A 15780-nucleotide genomic window follows, 5' to 3' on the forward strand; every position below is an offset into this window, starting at 1 on the left:
CCGAAGATCCCCGAAGGGGTTCCCGTATGCGTCAGTCCGTTTCCGCTTTCGCCTCCGCCGCCGTCCTGCCCCTCCTGCTCCCCGCCCTGCTGTTCGGCGCCACGGCCTGCTCCGGCTCCTCCGAGGGGGCGGCGGTGGCCCCCGCCGCCGTGCCCGCCGTCCCGGTCGACGACGCGGCCCCGGGCGCGGAGGCGGACCCGGCCGCCCCCGACGGCGCGGCGGCGCGCCCCGGCGCGAAGGATGCCCATGTGGGTGACTCCGTACGGGTGCGGGGGCGGCAGGTGGGCCGCCACCTCCAGGTGGTGCTGGCCGCGTTCGTGGACCCGGCCGTCAGTGTCGAGAAGAACTTCGTCCCGCCCGCCGGCAGGCGCTGGGTGGCCGCCTCGATGTCGTTCGTCAACGTCGGCGGGGCCTCGTACGGGGCGCTCGGGCGCATGTGGGCGTACGACACCGCCGGCAAGCGCCACCCCGCCGTGCGCACCGGGGAACTCACCACCGGCAAACCGCTCGTCTTCGATTCCCTGGAGGTCGGTGAACGGGCCGAAGGCTGGGTCGTGTTCGAAATCCCGGAAAACGTGCGCATTGCGCGCCTCCAGTACGTGGACGCGAACATGCAGGCGAATTCCGGAGGTGGATTCTGGGCGGTCTAGCCCGCCCGGGTGAAAGGCCGTGAAAGGGTCGGGGCCGCGGCCACTAAGGTGCGGCGCATGACTTCAACGCAAGCCGAGACCGACCGTTCCCAGCTCGGCACCCTTTCCGTGCTCGCCTGGATCGGAGACCCCTCCGAGGGCCACGACATGCCCTACCTCCTCGCCTACCCGCTCGGCGACGGCCCGCAGGGCCCGCAGGGCTCGGAAGGGGCCGCGCGCGGCCTGCTGGCGGACATGGGCCTGCGCATCGGCGACGTCGTCGAGGACGGCACCGCCAACCCGCACAAGTTCCAGGTCAAGGTCGTCCTCGCCGACAACCAGATCGCCCTGACCCTCCCCGGCCTGAACGTCACCTGCACCGCGCCGGACGAGTGGGTGGAGGCGGCCCGCGAGAGCGGCCGCGCGTACTTCCTGTTCTCCACGCGCTCCTGGCCCGAGGCCGTGCCCGGCCGGCCCGTCACGGAGGAGGCCCTGCGGGAGTTCGCCGGCGACGAGGCGGTGCTGAACGACTGCGCCCACTGCCTCGTCACGGTGCAGAGCCTGCAGAAGTAGCGGCCGTACGGCGCCCCCCCCCGGCGCCCGCGCACGCACTCCGGCCGCCGGGCCCCCAGCCTGCCCGGCGGCCGGTTCCGTCGTTCGGCCGCCTCGCCGGTTCCGGCGGCCGGGGCGGACGCGGGGGCCGGGCGGCGGAGTCAGGCGGTGGGCTGTTCGAAGGCGAACCGCAGCGAACGGACGCGGTTGTCGAAGTTGGACCCCGCCAGATCCGGCAGCCCCACCGCGCGCAGCCCCACGGGCCGCGTCAGCAGTTCCCGGAACAGCGCCTTCATCTCCACCCGGGCCAGGTGCGCCCCCAGGCAGAAGTGCGGCCCGCCCCCGCCGAACCCCAGGTGGGGGTTGGGGGAGCGGGTGATGTCGAAGGCGTCCGGGTCGGGGAAGACCGCCTCGTCGCGGTTGGCGGAGGCGTAGTACAGCACCACCTTCTCGCCGGGCAGGAACAGCCTGCCGCCCAGGGTGTGTTCGGCGATCACCGTCCGGCGGAACTGGATGATCGGCGTCGAGTGCCGGATCATCTCGTCGACGGCGCCGTCGGCGTACTTCTCGAAGTCCGACAGCAGCAGGTCCCGTTGGTCGGGGAAGTCCGTCAGCAGGGTCAGCCCGTGGGTGATCGCGTTCCGGGTGGTCTCGACGCCGGCCACCATCAACAGGCTGAAGAAGGCCCCGAGTTGCCGGGCGCCGAGCGCCTGCCCGTCGACGTCCGCGCGGACCAGCGCCGAGATCAGGTCGTCGGTGGGGTTCCGGCGCCGTTCCCGCCCGATCCCCGCGACCATCCGCTGCATGCGGGCCAGCGCCCGCAGCCCGCGCCCCGGCATCCGCAACCGGGACGCCAGGCCCCGCTCGACGCCGATGTTCTCCGAGGCGTGGTCGACCCGGGCGGCGATCTCCGCCCGGTGGCGCTGCGGGATCCCCATCATGTTGCAGATGACCTCCAGCGGCAGCCGGGAGGCCACCGCCGAGACGAACTCGTCGGGGCGGTCCGCCAGTACGTCGTCCACGATCCGGGCCGCGACCGCGTGGACGTCCGCCTCGGCCGCCGCCAGCAGCCGGGGCGTGAACGCCCGCTGCACGATCTTCCGCAGCCGGGCGTGGTCGGGGCCGTCCAGGTTCACCATCGAGTCCCCGAACAGGGCCCGCACCCAGCGGGCGGGCTCGGGCGTGGTGACGCCGGGGGCGCTCGCGAACACCTTCGGCAGCCGGCTCGCCTCCTGCACGTCCGCGTGCCGTACGAGGGCCCAGTGGCCGGCGCCCTCGGGGACGAACACCGGGGAGTCCAGGGCGCGCAGGCGGGCGAAGGCCGCCAGCCGGTCGGCGGGGGGCCGCTGCCAGAAGCCCGGCTCGGCCAGTTCCCGGCCGGGGCCGGACGCGGCGTCGGGACCGGGGTCGGCGCCGGGGTCGGGCAGGTGTCGCTGGGCCGGGAGTGTCATGGGCGTCGCTTCTTCCTTCTGTCGCTCGCCGCCGGCCTTCGCCCGCCGCCGGAACGCCGCCGCCCTCGCGCCGGCCGCGCGCGCCGGCGGGGGTCGACCGGGAGGCCGTGGGTTCGTGGTGCGTGATGCGTGGTGCGTGGCGTCCCGTGCTGGAGAACGGTGGGGGCGGCGCCGGGGTGACGGCCGGCGCGGTGACGGTCCGCGCGGCTTCGGTGGTCCCGGTGGTTGCGGTGGTTCCGGTGGCCTCAGTGGCCGGTGAGGGGGCCGCCCGCCGGCCGGCCGCGTACCGCGAGGGTCATGCCCACGATGACGGAGGCCGTCGCGACCAGACCCGCGTACAGGACCGCGTACGGGCCCGCCCACGTGCAGGCCAGCAGCGCGAGCGCGGTGACCGGCAGCACCAGTTGCTGGGCCGCCCCGCGCTTGAAGTGCCGCGAGTGCAGCAGCCACACCATCAGCAGGAACACCGCCGAGGGGACGGTGACGGCGGCGTTCGCGGCGACCTGCGAGATGTGCGCCTTGCCCACCGCGTGCTCGACCGCGACCTCGATGCCTGCTCCGATCGCCGCACCGGACGCGAAGATCAACAGGTGGCCGTAGCCCCACGGGATCGCTTCCCGGTTGCTGGTCAGCCGCTCGTGCATCGGCACCGCGAAGTAGATCCACCACGCGGCGAAGACGATCAGGAGCCCGCCGGCGGCGATCGGCAGCAGCTCGCCGAGGGCCTCGTGCTCGTCCAGCGCCGACTTCACCGCCACCGTGCTCGCCGCGATCGTCTCGCCGAGCACGATGATCGTGAACAGGCCGTACCGCTCCACGATGTGGTGGGCGTGCCACGGCGTCTGGTGGTGCCGCTCCGCCAACACCGGAACCATCAGTTCCGCACAGACCAGCACCAGGAACAACCACCGCTTGAGGTCGTTCGGCGCGAACAGCAGCGCCACCCAGCCCGCCTGGCAGATCACCAGACCCGCCGCGTAGTACAGCGCCGCCGTGCGGGCCCCGCCGCTCTCGCCGGCCGCGGCCCGCAACCACTGCGCGGTCAACGCCACGCGCATGATCAGGTAGCCGATGACGGCCACCGTCCAGTCGTTCTCGTCGAACGCGCGACTCACGCCCGCCGCGTAGACCAGCACACCGGCGATCTGGACGAGCGTCGCGATCCGGTACGGCACGTCGTCACAGTCGTAGGCGGACGCGAACCACGTGAAGTTCATCCACGCCCACCACACCCCGAAGAACACGAACGCGTAGCCGATCACCCCGGTCCCGGGATGCCCCTCCGCCAGCGCGTGCACGAGGCGCTGACCGGCCTGCGCGATCGCGACGACGAAACAGAGGTCGAAGAACAGCTCCAGCGGGGTCGCCGCCCGGTGGTCCTCGTCGCGACTGCGGGCGGTCATCGGTACGTACGTCATACCGCCCAGCACAGCAGTGCCCACGAGGCTACGAGGCGAGGCGCGCGGCTCGAAGCGCCCGCGTACCCCGGGCGGAGGCTCCCCCCGGAGCCTGTCGTCAATCTCCCGTCGGCCCCGCGGCGCCCGGCACGCGCTCTCGCCGCACCGGGCGCAGGCCCGCATACGTCCCACCAGCACGCGGGCTTCCCTCCGGCACGCCGAGAGCACGCACCGGACGCCGCGGGGCCGCCCTCCGGGCGACGACGGGAGTTCGACGACGGGCCATGGCGGACGCGTACCGCTCCAGCACCAGGCGCGCGATCCGCGGATGGTCGGCCAGCGGATCGGAGACCACCCACGCACCGGCCCCGGCCAGGGCGCGCGTGAACCGGCCCGGGGCCAGCAGGTGCGCCGCCACCGCGATCCGCTCGTGGCCCGCCGCGCGCAACGCGGCCACCGCCTCGGGCACGGTCGGCCCGGCCGAGGTCAGGTACGCGGCCACCACGGGAACGACGCGGGCGGTGGGCGCGCCGGGGGTGACCGCAGCGATGGGTGTGGCGGGAGCGCCGGGCATGACGGGAGTGCCGGGAGCGCCGGACATGACGGGAGTCATGGGAGCCCCGTGGGGGACGTGCGCGATGGGAGCGGCGGGGGCGATGGGCGCGATGGGACCGTTCGGCGCGCCCGCGCCCGCGCCCGCGTCCGCCCCGCGCGGGAAGCACCGGCCGGACACCCCCGCCGGACCCGAGCCCGCTGTGCCGGCCGGGCCGGAGCCTGCTGTGCCGGCCGGAGCGGGGCCGGGCGGGACGGCCGGACCCGAGCCCTGCGGGCAGGCCGGATCCGGACCGGTCGGGCCCGCCGGGCCCGGCGGGCCCGGCGGGCCCGCCGGGGCTCCCGGGCCGCCCAGGTCTGCCATACCCGGCAGCCCCGGCAGCCCCGGCAGCCCCGGCAGCTCCGGTGTGTCAGGCGGGCCCGGCAGGAATCCCGGCTCGGACGGGATCGCGAACCCCGGCGGGATCGCGGGGTCGGGCGGGGTGGTCGGGGAGGGAGGGCCGCTCGGGCGGCGCGGGGCGGTCGGGCGGGTCGGCGCGGACGGCGGGCGCCCCGGGGCGCGGTCGTACGCGAGCAGCGCGGACAGCCGCTCCGTACAGTCCCGCGTACCGGCGTCGCCGCCGGGGCGGGACGAACCCGCGCCGGCCACGACCACCGCGTCGGCCCGCTCCAGGCCGCCCCGCCGACGCTCGGCCTCCCGCAGGCGTTCGTAGAGGGCGAGCGCCACCTCCCGCTCACCGCCGAGGCCCTCCGTCAGCACGCAGCCCGTCCCCTCCAGCACCCGCGGGACGTCCACCCGACGGTGGTAGCCGTCGCCGAGCAGCAGCGGCACCACCACCGCGTCCGGGTGCTCCCGGACGACCTCGGCGAGCGACGGCCGCTGCACGTCCAGGTGCCCCACCAGCGGGCGGACCCCGCCGCGCGCCTCGATGAGGGCGCAGAGTCGGGCGATGGCCGCGGCGGCGGCCGGGACCGCGCTGCCGTGCACGGCGAGTACGAGCATGGGGTGCCTCCGGCGACCGGGCCCTCGGCGGACGCCCCCGCGACGCCGCCCGCGACACACCGACCCGGAGGGGCCGGGCCGGCGGCGGCCCGAGGGAACCCGGGGCCGACCCCTCCACGCTAGGGCGCGGCGAGCCCCCGCGGCCCCCGGCCAAGGACCCGCGCCGCAGGCCGCAGGTCCCCCTCCGGGCGGGCCGCCCGACCCCTTCCCGAACAGGTCCGCGGGCCCCCGCCACAGGGCCTTTCACGGACCCCCGCGCCCACCCCGCGCGCCTACCGTCGATAGGGCCACAACGCCCGCACGCACGTACGACGGAGTGAGACCCATGGCGCAGACGCTGGTTGTCATCGGCCACGGCATGGTGGGACACCGCCTGCTGGAGGCACTCGCCGAACGCGACGCGCTCACCACCCCCGACCACCCCGACGGCCCCGGCTGGCACGTCGTCGTCCTCGCCGAGGAGGACCGCCCCGCCTACGACCGGGTGCACCTCTCCGCCGCCTTCACCGGCGCCGGCGACAGCGAACTCGGCCTCGTGGAACCCGGATTCCTCGCACGCCACGGCATCGACCTGCGCCTCGCGGACCCGGCGACCGCCATCGACACCGCCACCCGCACCGTCACCAGCCGCACCGGGGCCGTCCTGCGCTACGACGCCCTCGTCCTCGCCACCGGCTCCTACCCCTTCGTACCGCCCATCGACGGCGCCGACGCCGACGGCTGCTTCACCTACCGCACCCTCGACGACGTGGAGGCCCTCACCACCTACGCCGCGGCCGACCACGTCCACAGCGGCGTCGTCATCGGCGGCGGACTCCTCGGCCTCGAAGCCGCCGGAGCCCTGCGCACCCTCGGACTGACCACCCACGTCGTCGAGTTCGCACCCCGACTGATGCCGCTCCAGGTCGACGACGGGGGCGCCGCCGCACTGCGCGCCACCATCGAATCCATGGGCGTCGCCGTCCACACCGGCGTCGGCGCCGCCGCCGTCGGCACGCACACCGACGGCCGGGCCCGGACGCTGCGCCTGACCAACGGCGAGGAGATCAGCTCCGACGTCGTGGTCTTCTCCGCCGGCGTCCGCCCCCGCGACCGCCTCGCCCGCGAGTGCGGGCTGGCCGTCGGCGACCGCGGCGGCGTCGTCGTCGACGCGCACTGCCGCACCAGCGACCCGTACGTCTACGCCGTCGGCGAGTGTGCCCAGAGCGTCGACGGCAAGGTGTACGGGCTCGTCTCGCCCGGCTACCGGATGGCGGAGACCGTCGCCGACGCCCTCGCCGGCGCCGGCGAGCTGACCTTCACCGGCGCCGACACCTCCACGAAGCTGAAGCTCATGGGCGCCGACGTCGCCTCCTTCGGCGACCCCTTCGCCCCCGAGGGCCGCGACGGGGCCGTCTCCGTCGTCTTCTCCGACACCCGCGAGGGCGTCTACAAGAAGCTCCTGCTGGGCCCCGACGGCGCCCTGCTCGGCGGGATCCTCGTAGGCGACGCCCAGGCCTACGGCTCCCTCCAACCGCACGCCGGCAGGCCCCTGCCCGCACCCCCCGAGGCGTTCATCCTGCCCACCGGCGAAGGCACGCCCCCGCCCGGCGCGGACGCCCTCCCCGACGACGCCGTCGTGTGCTCCTGCCACAACGTCACCAAGGGACAGGTGCGCGAGGCCGTCACCGCCCGGTCCCTCACCGACATCGCCGGGATCAAGAAGTGCACCAAGGCCGGCACCGGCTGCGGAGGCTGCCTCGGCACCCTCCAGGACGTCCTCGACACCGAACTCGCCGCCGCCGGCGTCCACAGGCCGCGCGGCCTGTGCGAACACTTCGCCCTGACCCGCTCCGAGATCTACGAGAAGATCCGCACCGAACGCATCCGCGGCTTCGGCGAGCTGCTGGAGGCCCACGGGCGGGGCGGCGACGGCTGCGCCGTCTGCAAGCCCGTCGTCGCCAACATCCTGGCCACCCTCGCCCCCGACCTCGGACTCGGCCACGTCCTCGACGGCGAACAGGCCACCCTCCAGGACTCCAACGACCTCTTCCTCGCCAACCTGCAAAAGGACGGCAGCTACTCCGTCATCCCGCGCGTCGCCGGCGGCGAGATCACCGCCGAGCAGGTCATCGCCCTCGGCGAGATCGCCCGCGACCACGACCTCTACACCAAGATCACAGGCGCGCAGCGGATCGGACTCTTCGGGGTGCGCAGGGAACAGCTCCCCGACATCTGGCGGCGCCTGGGCGCGGCCGGATTCGAGTCCGGACAGGCCTACGGCAAGTCCCTGCGCGCCGTGAAGTCCTGCGTCGGCGCCCGCTTCTGCCGCTTCGGCCAGGGCGACTCCATCAGGCTCGCCGTCGACCTCGAACTGCGCTACCGGGGCCTGCGCACCCCCCACAAGTTCAAGGGCGGCGTCTCCGGCTGCCTGCGCGAGTGCGCCGAGGCCCGAGGCAAGGACGTCGGCGTCATCGCCACCGCGAAGGGCTGGAACCTCTACGTCGCCGGCAACGGCGGCGCCAGCCCCCGCCACGCCGACCTGCTGGCCGCAGACCTCGACACCGCCGAACTGTTCGCGCTCGTCGACCGGTTCCTCATGTACTACATCCGCACCGGCGAGCGCCTCGAGCGCACCGCCGCCTGGATCGAACGCCTTGACGGCGGCCTGGACCACCTCAAGGCCGTGCTGGTCGAGGACTCCCTCGGGATCGCCGCCGAACTCGAAGCCCAGATGGACCGGCACGTCGCCGCCTATCGGGACGAATGGCAAGCCGTCCTGGAGGACCCGACGGCCCTGGAACGCTTCGGCCCCGTCGACCTCGCGGACGTCGACTTCGGCGCGACCGGGGCGGGCCTCGACGCCGCCGCCGGGGTCCTCGAACCGGGCCGGGGCCGCAGCACCGTCCTGCCCGACGGAACCCGCGCCGCCCTCTTCAGGACCCGCGAGGGCGCCGTGTACGCCGTCGGCGACCGCGACCCCTTCTCCGGCGCGGACGTCATGGCCGGCGGCATCATGGGATCGCGCGACGGCGTGCCCGTCGTCGCCTCCCCGATGCACAAGCAGGTCTTCGACCTGCGCACCGGAGTCTGCCTCGACGACCCCGAGGTGGCCCTCCCCGTGGTCGACGCGACCGACCTGCGCCCGACCCAGGAGCCGGCGGACCGCTGATCGGCCCGCCCGCAGGGCGCCGAAGGCACCGTGGGCGGCGGGACCTTGTCCTGTCGCCCACGCGACGTTCGCCCCTGACGCCGACCACCCGCGGCGGCGGACTCTGGATAGGTCAGGACCCGTCTCAACGTTCAGGACCACGCCATGAGTTCCACCACGCAACAGGCGCCGGCGAAGGGGACACTCGCCGACCCGGCGCAGTACCGCCCGGGACGCACCATCACGCAGTGGACGCCCGAGGATCCCGCCTTCTGGCGCACCACCGGGAAGAAGGTCGCGACCCGCAACCTGTGGATCGCGGTACCGGCCCTGCTGGTGGCCTTCGTGGTCTGGCAGGTCTGGAGCATCACGGCGACCAACCTGAAGGACGTCGGCTTCGGCTTCTCGCAGTCGCAGCTGTTCTGGCTGACGGCCGTCCCCGGGATCACCGGAGGCACCGCCCGCATCTTCTACACCTTCCTCGGACCGAGGATCGGCCAGCGCCGCTTCACCGCGCTGTCGACCGTGGTGCTGATCGTGCCGCTGCTGTGGCTCGGCTTCGCCGTGCAGAACCCCGACACCTCCTACGGCACCATGGTCGCCATCGCCGCGCTCTGCGGCATCGGCGGCGCCAACTTCTCCTCCTCGCTGGCCAACATCGGCTTCTTCTACCCGAAGGCCGAGAAGGGCAACGCCACCGGCATCAACGGCGGCCTCGGCAACCTCGGCGTATCCGTCGTACAACTCCTCACCCCCATCCTGATCACCGCTTCCGTCCTGGCCATCGGTGCCGGCCAGAAGAAGGCCGACGGCTCGGAGATCTACCTTCAGAACGCCGCCTTCGTCTGGGTCCCCGTCCTGATCGTGCTCGCCGCGATCGCCTGGTTCGGCCAGAACGACCTCAAGGTCGCCTCCACCCCCTTCAGCCAGCAGAAGGTCATCTTCAAGCGCAAGCACAACTGGGTGATGACCTGGCTCTACGTCGGCACCTTCGGTTCCTTCATTGGCTTCGCCGCGGCCCTCCCGCTCCTGATCAAGACCACCTTCCCGGCCTACTCCGTCGCCACCTACGCCTGGATGGGCCCGGCCCTCGGCGCACTGGCCCGCTGGGCCGGCGGCTGGATCGCCGACAAGCTGGGCGGCGCGCGGGTGACGATCCTGTCCTTCGTGGGCATGGGCGCCTCCATCATCGGCGTGATCAACTTCCTTCCCGGCGGCTCCGACGCCGGCTCCTTCCCCGGCTTCTTCCTCTGCTTCCTCGCGGCCTTCTTCTTCTCCGGCATCGGCAACGGTTCGACCTTCCGCCAGATCCCGGTCATCTTCCGGGGCCTGCACCTCAAGGGCCTCGACGAAGGCACCCCCGAGTACGCCGCCGCCCTCAAGCAGGCGGAGATCGAGTCCGGCGCCGTCACCGGCTTCACCGCCGCCATCGCCGCCTACGGCTTCTTCTTCATCCCGGCGATGTTCGCCAACTTCGCCGTCACCAGCGCCATGTGGGGCTTCGTGGCCTTCTACGCCAGCTGCGTGGTCGTGGCCTGGTGGTTCTACGCCCGCAGGAACGCCGAAGCCCCCAGCTGACCCCCCGGGCCGCGACCGCCCACCGCCCGCGGTGGGGCCGGCCGCGGGCCCGCCCCCACCGCGGGGGTGCCCCTGGAGGGGCGCCCCCGCCCGGACCGCCTCCCACTCAGGCCCCCGCTCGGCCTGCTCCGGCTCGGACGTCCCCGCTCGGCCTCCTCCCGCTCGGCCTCCTCCGGCTCGGACCTCCTCCCGCTCGGCCTGCTCCGGCTCGGCCTCCTCCGGCTCGGGCCTCCTCCCGGCCCAGGGCCCCGTCCTGCCGGCCCAGGGCCCCGTCCTGCCGGCCCAGGGCCCCGTCCTGGCCCCTGGCTCGGCCTGCCCCGACTGGCCGGCTCCACCCGGCGGACCCCCGCCGAGGCCGTGTCCGGCCCCGGCCGGGCCCCGGCTCGGATCCGCCCGGGCTCGGCCTGGCTCCGCCCCCACCTCGGCCCGGCTGCGCCCTGGCCCGGACCGGTCGCAACCCGGCCCCGGCCAGGTGCCGCCCCGGCCCCGACGCCCGGCCCACCCGGCTTCCGGCCAGGCCTCGACACCTCCCCGACGCCCCGCTCCGGCCGGCCCCGGGGCCTCCCCTCCCGCGAAAGGCGACGCCGTGCTCGGCATGTTCCTGCAACTCGCCGTGATGGTCGCGGCCATCGCGATGGGCTCGCGCAAGGGGGGAGTGGCCATGGGGCTGTGGGGGGCCGTGGGCGTCCTCGTCCTGGCGACCGTGTTCAAGGTCGCCCCGGCCGACACCTCCGGCATCGTCGACGTGATGCTGATCATCCTCGCGGTGATCACGGCCGCCGCAGCGATGGAGGCGGCCGGCGGCATCGACCACCTCGTGGGCGTCGCCGAACGCGCGATCCGACGCAACCCCCGCAGGGTCGTCTACGTTGCCCCCCTCGTCTCCTGGGCCTTCACCCTCGGGGCCGGCACGGCCCACGTCTTCTACCCCCTCCTGCCCGTCATCCACGACGTGGCCCGCGAGGGAGGCGTCCGACCCGAGCGCCCCATCGCCGCATCCTCGATCGCCGCCACCTTCGGTATCACCGCCTCACCCGTGTCCGCAGCCATGGCCGCCATGATCGTGCTGTTCGACGGCGACGGCTGGAACCTGCCGCGCATCATGGCCGTCGCCGTCCCCGCGACCCTCCTGGGCATCCTCGTCGCCGCCACCGTCCAGTCCCGGATCGGCAGGGAGATCGACCAGGACCCCGCGTACCTGCGCAGGGCCGCCACCGGCGACATCGACCTCCCGGCCCCCGCCGAAGCCGGCTCGCGGCCGCGCCCGCGGCCACGGGCGCGCCGGTCGGCGTACCTCTTCCTCGGCGGGACCGTCGCCGTCGTCGTCAGCGGTCTCTTCCCCGGGCTCCGCCCCACGGTCGGCAACGCCCCGCTGTCCATGCCCGCGACCATCGAGATCCTCATGATGTCCGTGGCCGCGCTGATCCTGCTGTGCTGCCGCGTCGACGCCAAGCGGATACCCGGTACCGAGGTCGCCCGCTCCGGCCTCGTCGCCGTCATCGGAGTCTTCGGCCTGTCCTGGCTCGGGCTCTCCTTCATCGGCGCCAACGAACACCGGATCACCGGCGCCCTCGGAGGGATCGCCCGGGAACACCCCTGGTTCTTCGCCGTCATGCTGCTGCTCCTCTCCGCACTGTTGTTCAGCCAGGCCACCACCACCAAGGCCCTGATGCCCCTCGGGCTCGCGCTCGGCATACCCGCACCCCTCCTGATCGCCATGTGGCCCGCCGTCAACGGCTACTTCCTGCTGCCGACCTACGGGACCTTCATCGCCGCCATCAACTTCGACCGGTCCGGCACCACCCGGGTGGGCCGGTTCGTCGTGAACCACTCCTTCATGTTGCCGGGGCTCGTGACGACCGTCGTCGCGATATCCACAGGCTTCTTCATGGTTCGGATCGTCTGATTTTCGGCCCCGCTCCCCATTTCTTGTGAATACATTCACAAGCGCACGATGGACCTTGGTCCTCCGTGAACCAGCAGGTCAAACGGGTCAATGCCGCACCGTGGCCGGAACCCGCAGGACTTTCGGGTTCCACCTCAGGACCAATGCGGCCCCAAATGATCGATCAAAGGGCGTGCAATGGATACAAGCAATGAGGCGACTCGGAAGGTGCCGGCGATGACTGCCACTCCTGCGGAATCCACGAAGAACGGCCAGGCCTGGGAGGGCTTCAAGGGCGGCCTGTGGCGCGACGCCATCGACGTCCGCGACTTCATCCAGCAGAACTACGCGCCCTACGAGGGGGACGACTCCTTCCTCGCCGGCCCCACCGAGCGCACCACCGCCGTGTGGAAGGCGATCACGGACAAGTTCCCGCAGGAGCGCGAGAAGGGCGTCTACGACATCGCCCACGACGTCCCCTCGTCGATCACCGCCCACGCCCCCGGCTACATCGACCGCGACAAGGACCTGATCGTCGGCCTCCAGACCGACGCCCCGCTCAAGCGCGCGATCATGCCCTACGGCGGCTGGCGCATGGTCGCCGGCGCCCTGGAGACCTACGGCTACCCCGTCTCCGGGGAACTGGAGAAGGTCTTCACCGAATACCGCAAGACCCACAACGCCGGCGTCTTCGACGCCTACACCCCCGAGATCCGCGCCGCCCGCAAGGCCGGCATCGTCACCGGCCTCCCCGACGCGTACGGCCGCGGACGCATCATCGGCGACTACCGCCGCGTCGCCCTCTACGGCGTCGACCGCCTCATCGCCTTCAAGAAGGAGGAGAAGGAGGAGCTCAACGCCCTTCCCGCGGGCAACCGCCCCCTGGAGGAGACGATCCGGCTGCGCGAGGAACTCGCCGAACAGATCCGGGCACTCGCCGAACTCAAGGCCATGGCCGCCTCGTACGGCCACGACATCTCCGCCCCCGCCCGCACCGGCCGCGAGGCCATCCAGTGGCTGTACTTCGCCTACCTCGCCGCCGTGAAGGAGCAGAACGGCGCGGCCATGTCCCTCGGCCGCACCTCCACCTTTGTCGACATATATCTTCAGCGTGACATCGAGGCCGGCGTCCTCACCGAGGAGCAGGCCCAGGAACTCGTCGACGACTTCATCATCAAGCTGCGCATCGTCCGCTTCCTGCGCACCCCCGAGTACGACGAACTGTTCTCCGGCGACCCCACCTGGGTCACCGAGTCGATCGCCGGCATGGGCGAGGACGGCCGACCGCTGGTCACCCGCACCTCCTTCCGCTACCTCCAGACCCTCTACAACCTCGGCCCCGCCCCCGAGCCGAACATGACGGTCTTCTGGTCGCCGCGACTGCCCCAGGGCTTCAAGGAGTTCTGCGCCCGCGTCTCCATCGACACCTCCTCGGTGCAGTACGAGTCCGACGAGCTGATGCGCCCCCGCTTCGGCGACGACACCGCCATCGCCTGCTGCGTCTCCGCCATGCCCGTCGGCAAGCAGATGCAGTACTTCGGCGCCCGCGTCAACGTCGCCAAGACCCTGCTGTACGCGATCAACGGCGGCCGGGACGAGAAGTCCGGCGCGCAGGTCGGCCCCGAGACCGGCGCGCTCACCGCCGAGGTCCTCGACTACGACGAGGTCATGGCCAAGTTCGACCGCCAGATGGAATGGCTGGCCGCGACCTACGTCCACGCGCTCAACGTCATCCACTACATGCACGACAAGTACGCCTACGAGCGCATCGAGATGGCCCTCCACGACCGCGACGTCCGCCGCACCATGGCCTGCGGCATCGCCGGCCTCTCCGTCGCCGCGGACTCCCTCTCGGCGATCAAGTACGCGAAGGTTACCGCCGTCCGCGACGAGACCGGCCTCGCCACCGACTACACCATCGAGGGCGACTACCCGGCCTTCGGCAACAACGACGACCGCGTCGACGACATCGCCGTCTGGCTCGTCGAGGAGTTCATGAAGAAGGTCCGCAAGCACGAGACGTACCGGGGCGCCGAACACACCCAGTCCGTGCTGACCATCACCTCGAACGTCGTCTACGGAAAGAAGACCGGCAACACCCCCGACGGCCGCCGTGCCGGCGAGCCCTTCTCCCCGGGCGCCAACCCGATGAACGGCCGCGACACCCACGGCTACGTCACCTCGGCCCTGTCCGTCGCCAAGCTCCCCTACGAGGACGCCGAGGATGGCATCTCGCTGACCAACACCGTCACCCCCGACGCCCTCGGCCGCACCCCCGAGGAGCGGATCAAGAACCTGGCGGGCGTCCTCGACGGCTACATGGCGGTCGACGGCTTCCACATGAACGTCAACGTCCTGAACCGCGACACCCTCAGGGACGCCATGGAGCACCCCGAGAACTACCCGCAGCTGACCATCCGCGTCAGCGGCTACGCGGTGAACTTCGTCCGCCTCACCCGCGACCAGCAGCTCGACGTGCTGAACCGCACCTTCCACGGCTCGCTCTAGAGCCGGCCGCCCCCGCCACCCGCCCGCCACCGCGAGCGGGGCGGCGGACCACCGGACCGCGCGGCCCGGGACCGGGCCTCACCCCGGGCCCCGGGGCCGCGCAACCCGACCGCCCCCGGCCCGCGCCCCCGGGCAGTACGACGGCCGACAGACCGACAGACCGACAGACCGCCCACGACGACCGGAGCATCCGCCATGACCGTCCTCTTCGGTACGAGCCTGCCCATCGGCCCCGCCGCGGCGGTCCCCGTCAGCGCCGGACAGACCCCGGCCGCCGCCGCGACACAGCGCCCCAGCGAAGGCTCGGTGCACTCCTGGGACCTCTCCACCGGAGTCGACGGCCCCGGCACGCGCTTCGTCACCTTCCTCGCCGGCTGCCCCCTCACCTGCCTGTACTGCCACAACCCCGACACCATGCGGATGCGCAACGGCAAGCGCACCTCGGCCGACGCCGTCATCGCGGAGGCCCGCAAGTACACCCGGTTCATCTCCGCATCCGGCGGTGGCGCCACCGTCTCCGGCGGCGAACCGCTGCTCCAGCCCGTGTTCGCCGGCGAACTGCTGCACCGCATGAAGAACGAACTCGGACTGCACACCGCCCTCGACACCTCCGGCTTCCTCGGCGCCCGCGCCACCGACGCCCTCCTGCGCGACGTCGACCTGGTCCTCCTCGACATCAAGTCCTGGGACCGCGAGACCTACCGCCACGTCACGGGGCGCCCGCTGGAACCCACCCTGGACTTCGCCCGCCGCCTCGCCGACCTCGGCAAGGAGGTGCACCTGCGCTTCGTCCTGGTACCGGGCCTGACCGACGCGCCCGACAACGTCGAAGGCGTCGCGGCCTTCGCCGGCACCCTCGGCAACGTCTCGCGGGTCGACGTACTGCCCTTCCACAAGCTCGGCGAGAGCAAGTGGGAGGCGCTGGACATGCCTTTCACCCTCCGCGACACGCCCTCGCCCAGCGCCGCACAGCTGACCGAAGCCAAGGCGATCTTCGCGGCGCACGGACTGACGGCCGTATGACCCGCACGTCCCGCCCCGTACGCCCACCTCGACCGCCTGCCCCGTTCGGAGTAACCGTAAGGTCCACATAAC

10 protein-coding genes are annotated in these 15780 nt (G+C 72.8%); 7 read left to right on the forward strand and 3 right to left on the reverse strand.

Annotated features, from left to right (window positions below; genetic code table 11):
- The first annotated feature begins 26 nt into the window (after window positions 1–26).
- Together ACZ6ZI_RS26120 and ACZ6ZI_RS26125 are read left to right on the forward strand one after the other, a co-directional pair.
- The gene (locus ACZ6ZI_RS26120; RefSeq protein WP_469524630.1) at window positions 27–650 is read left to right on the forward strand and encodes a DUF4352 domain-containing protein; all 624 of its coding nucleotides are present in this window, start codon (window positions 27–29) and stop codon (window positions 648–650) included.
- Between the two features lie 57 nt (window positions 651–707).
- Entirely contained in the window at window positions 708–1202 is a 495-nt protein-coding gene (locus ACZ6ZI_RS26125; protein WP_469524631.1) for a DUF5949 family protein, read from the forward strand.
- A 140-nt stretch (window positions 1203–1342) separates the two neighbouring features.
- On the opposite strand, the gene ACZ6ZI_RS26130 is transcribed toward ACZ6ZI_RS26125, so the two are convergent.
- The 3 genes from ACZ6ZI_RS26130 to ACZ6ZI_RS26140 form a co-directional block, all read right to left on the reverse strand.
- On the reverse strand, window positions 1343–2632 hold the full coding sequence (locus ACZ6ZI_RS26130; protein WP_469524633.1) for a cytochrome P450: 1290 nt from the start codon (window positions 2630–2632) through the stop codon (window positions 1343–1345).
- A 245-nt stretch (window positions 2633–2877) separates the two neighbouring features.
- Window positions 2878–4050, reverse strand: coding sequence for a low temperature requirement protein A (locus ACZ6ZI_RS26135; RefSeq protein ID WP_469524635.1), 1173 nt, complete (start codon window positions 4048–4050; stop codon window positions 2878–2880).
- A 97-nt stretch (window positions 4051–4147) separates the two neighbouring features.
- The gene (locus ACZ6ZI_RS26140; RefSeq protein WP_469524637.1) at window positions 4148–5584 is read right to left on the reverse strand and encodes a CbiX/SirB N-terminal domain-containing protein; all 1437 of its coding nucleotides are present in this window, start codon (window positions 5582–5584) and stop codon (window positions 4148–4150) included.
- 325 nt (window positions 5585–5909) lie between these two features.
- Here ACZ6ZI_RS26140 and nirB point away from each other — a divergent pair, with 325 nt between their 5' ends.
- From nirB to pflA, 5 genes are all read left to right on the forward strand, one after another.
- Window positions 5910–8735, forward strand: coding sequence for a nitrite reductase large subunit NirB (nirB, locus tag ACZ6ZI_RS26145; RefSeq protein WP_469524639.1), 2826 nt, complete (start codon window positions 5910–5912; stop codon window positions 8733–8735).
- A gap of 144 nt (window positions 8736–8879) precedes the next feature.
- Window positions 8880–10292, forward strand: coding sequence for a NarK family nitrate/nitrite MFS transporter (locus ACZ6ZI_RS26150; protein WP_469524640.1), 1413 nt, complete (start codon window positions 8880–8882; stop codon window positions 10290–10292).
- Window positions 10293–10887: 595 nt separating this feature from the next.
- Complete coding sequence (locus tag ACZ6ZI_RS26155) at window positions 10888–12198, forward strand: anaerobic C4-dicarboxylate transporter family protein (protein ID WP_469524892.1); 1311 nt, start codon at window positions 10888–10890, stop codon at window positions 12196–12198.
- 216 nt (window positions 12199–12414) lie between these two features.
- Window positions 12415–14685, forward strand: coding sequence for a formate C-acetyltransferase (gene pflB / locus ACZ6ZI_RS26160; protein ID WP_469524642.1), 2271 nt, complete (start codon window positions 12415–12417; stop codon window positions 14683–14685).
- Between the two features lie 195 nt (window positions 14686–14880).
- Window positions 14881–15708: a pyruvate formate-lyase-activating protein gene (gene pflA / locus ACZ6ZI_RS26165; RefSeq protein WP_469524643.1), complete on the forward strand. Its 828-nt coding sequence runs from the start codon at window positions 14881–14883 to the stop codon at window positions 15706–15708.
- The last annotated feature ends 72 nt before the right edge of the window (window positions 15709–15780 follow it).

The organism is Streptomyces sp. NPDC103540, from assembly GCF_055584445.1.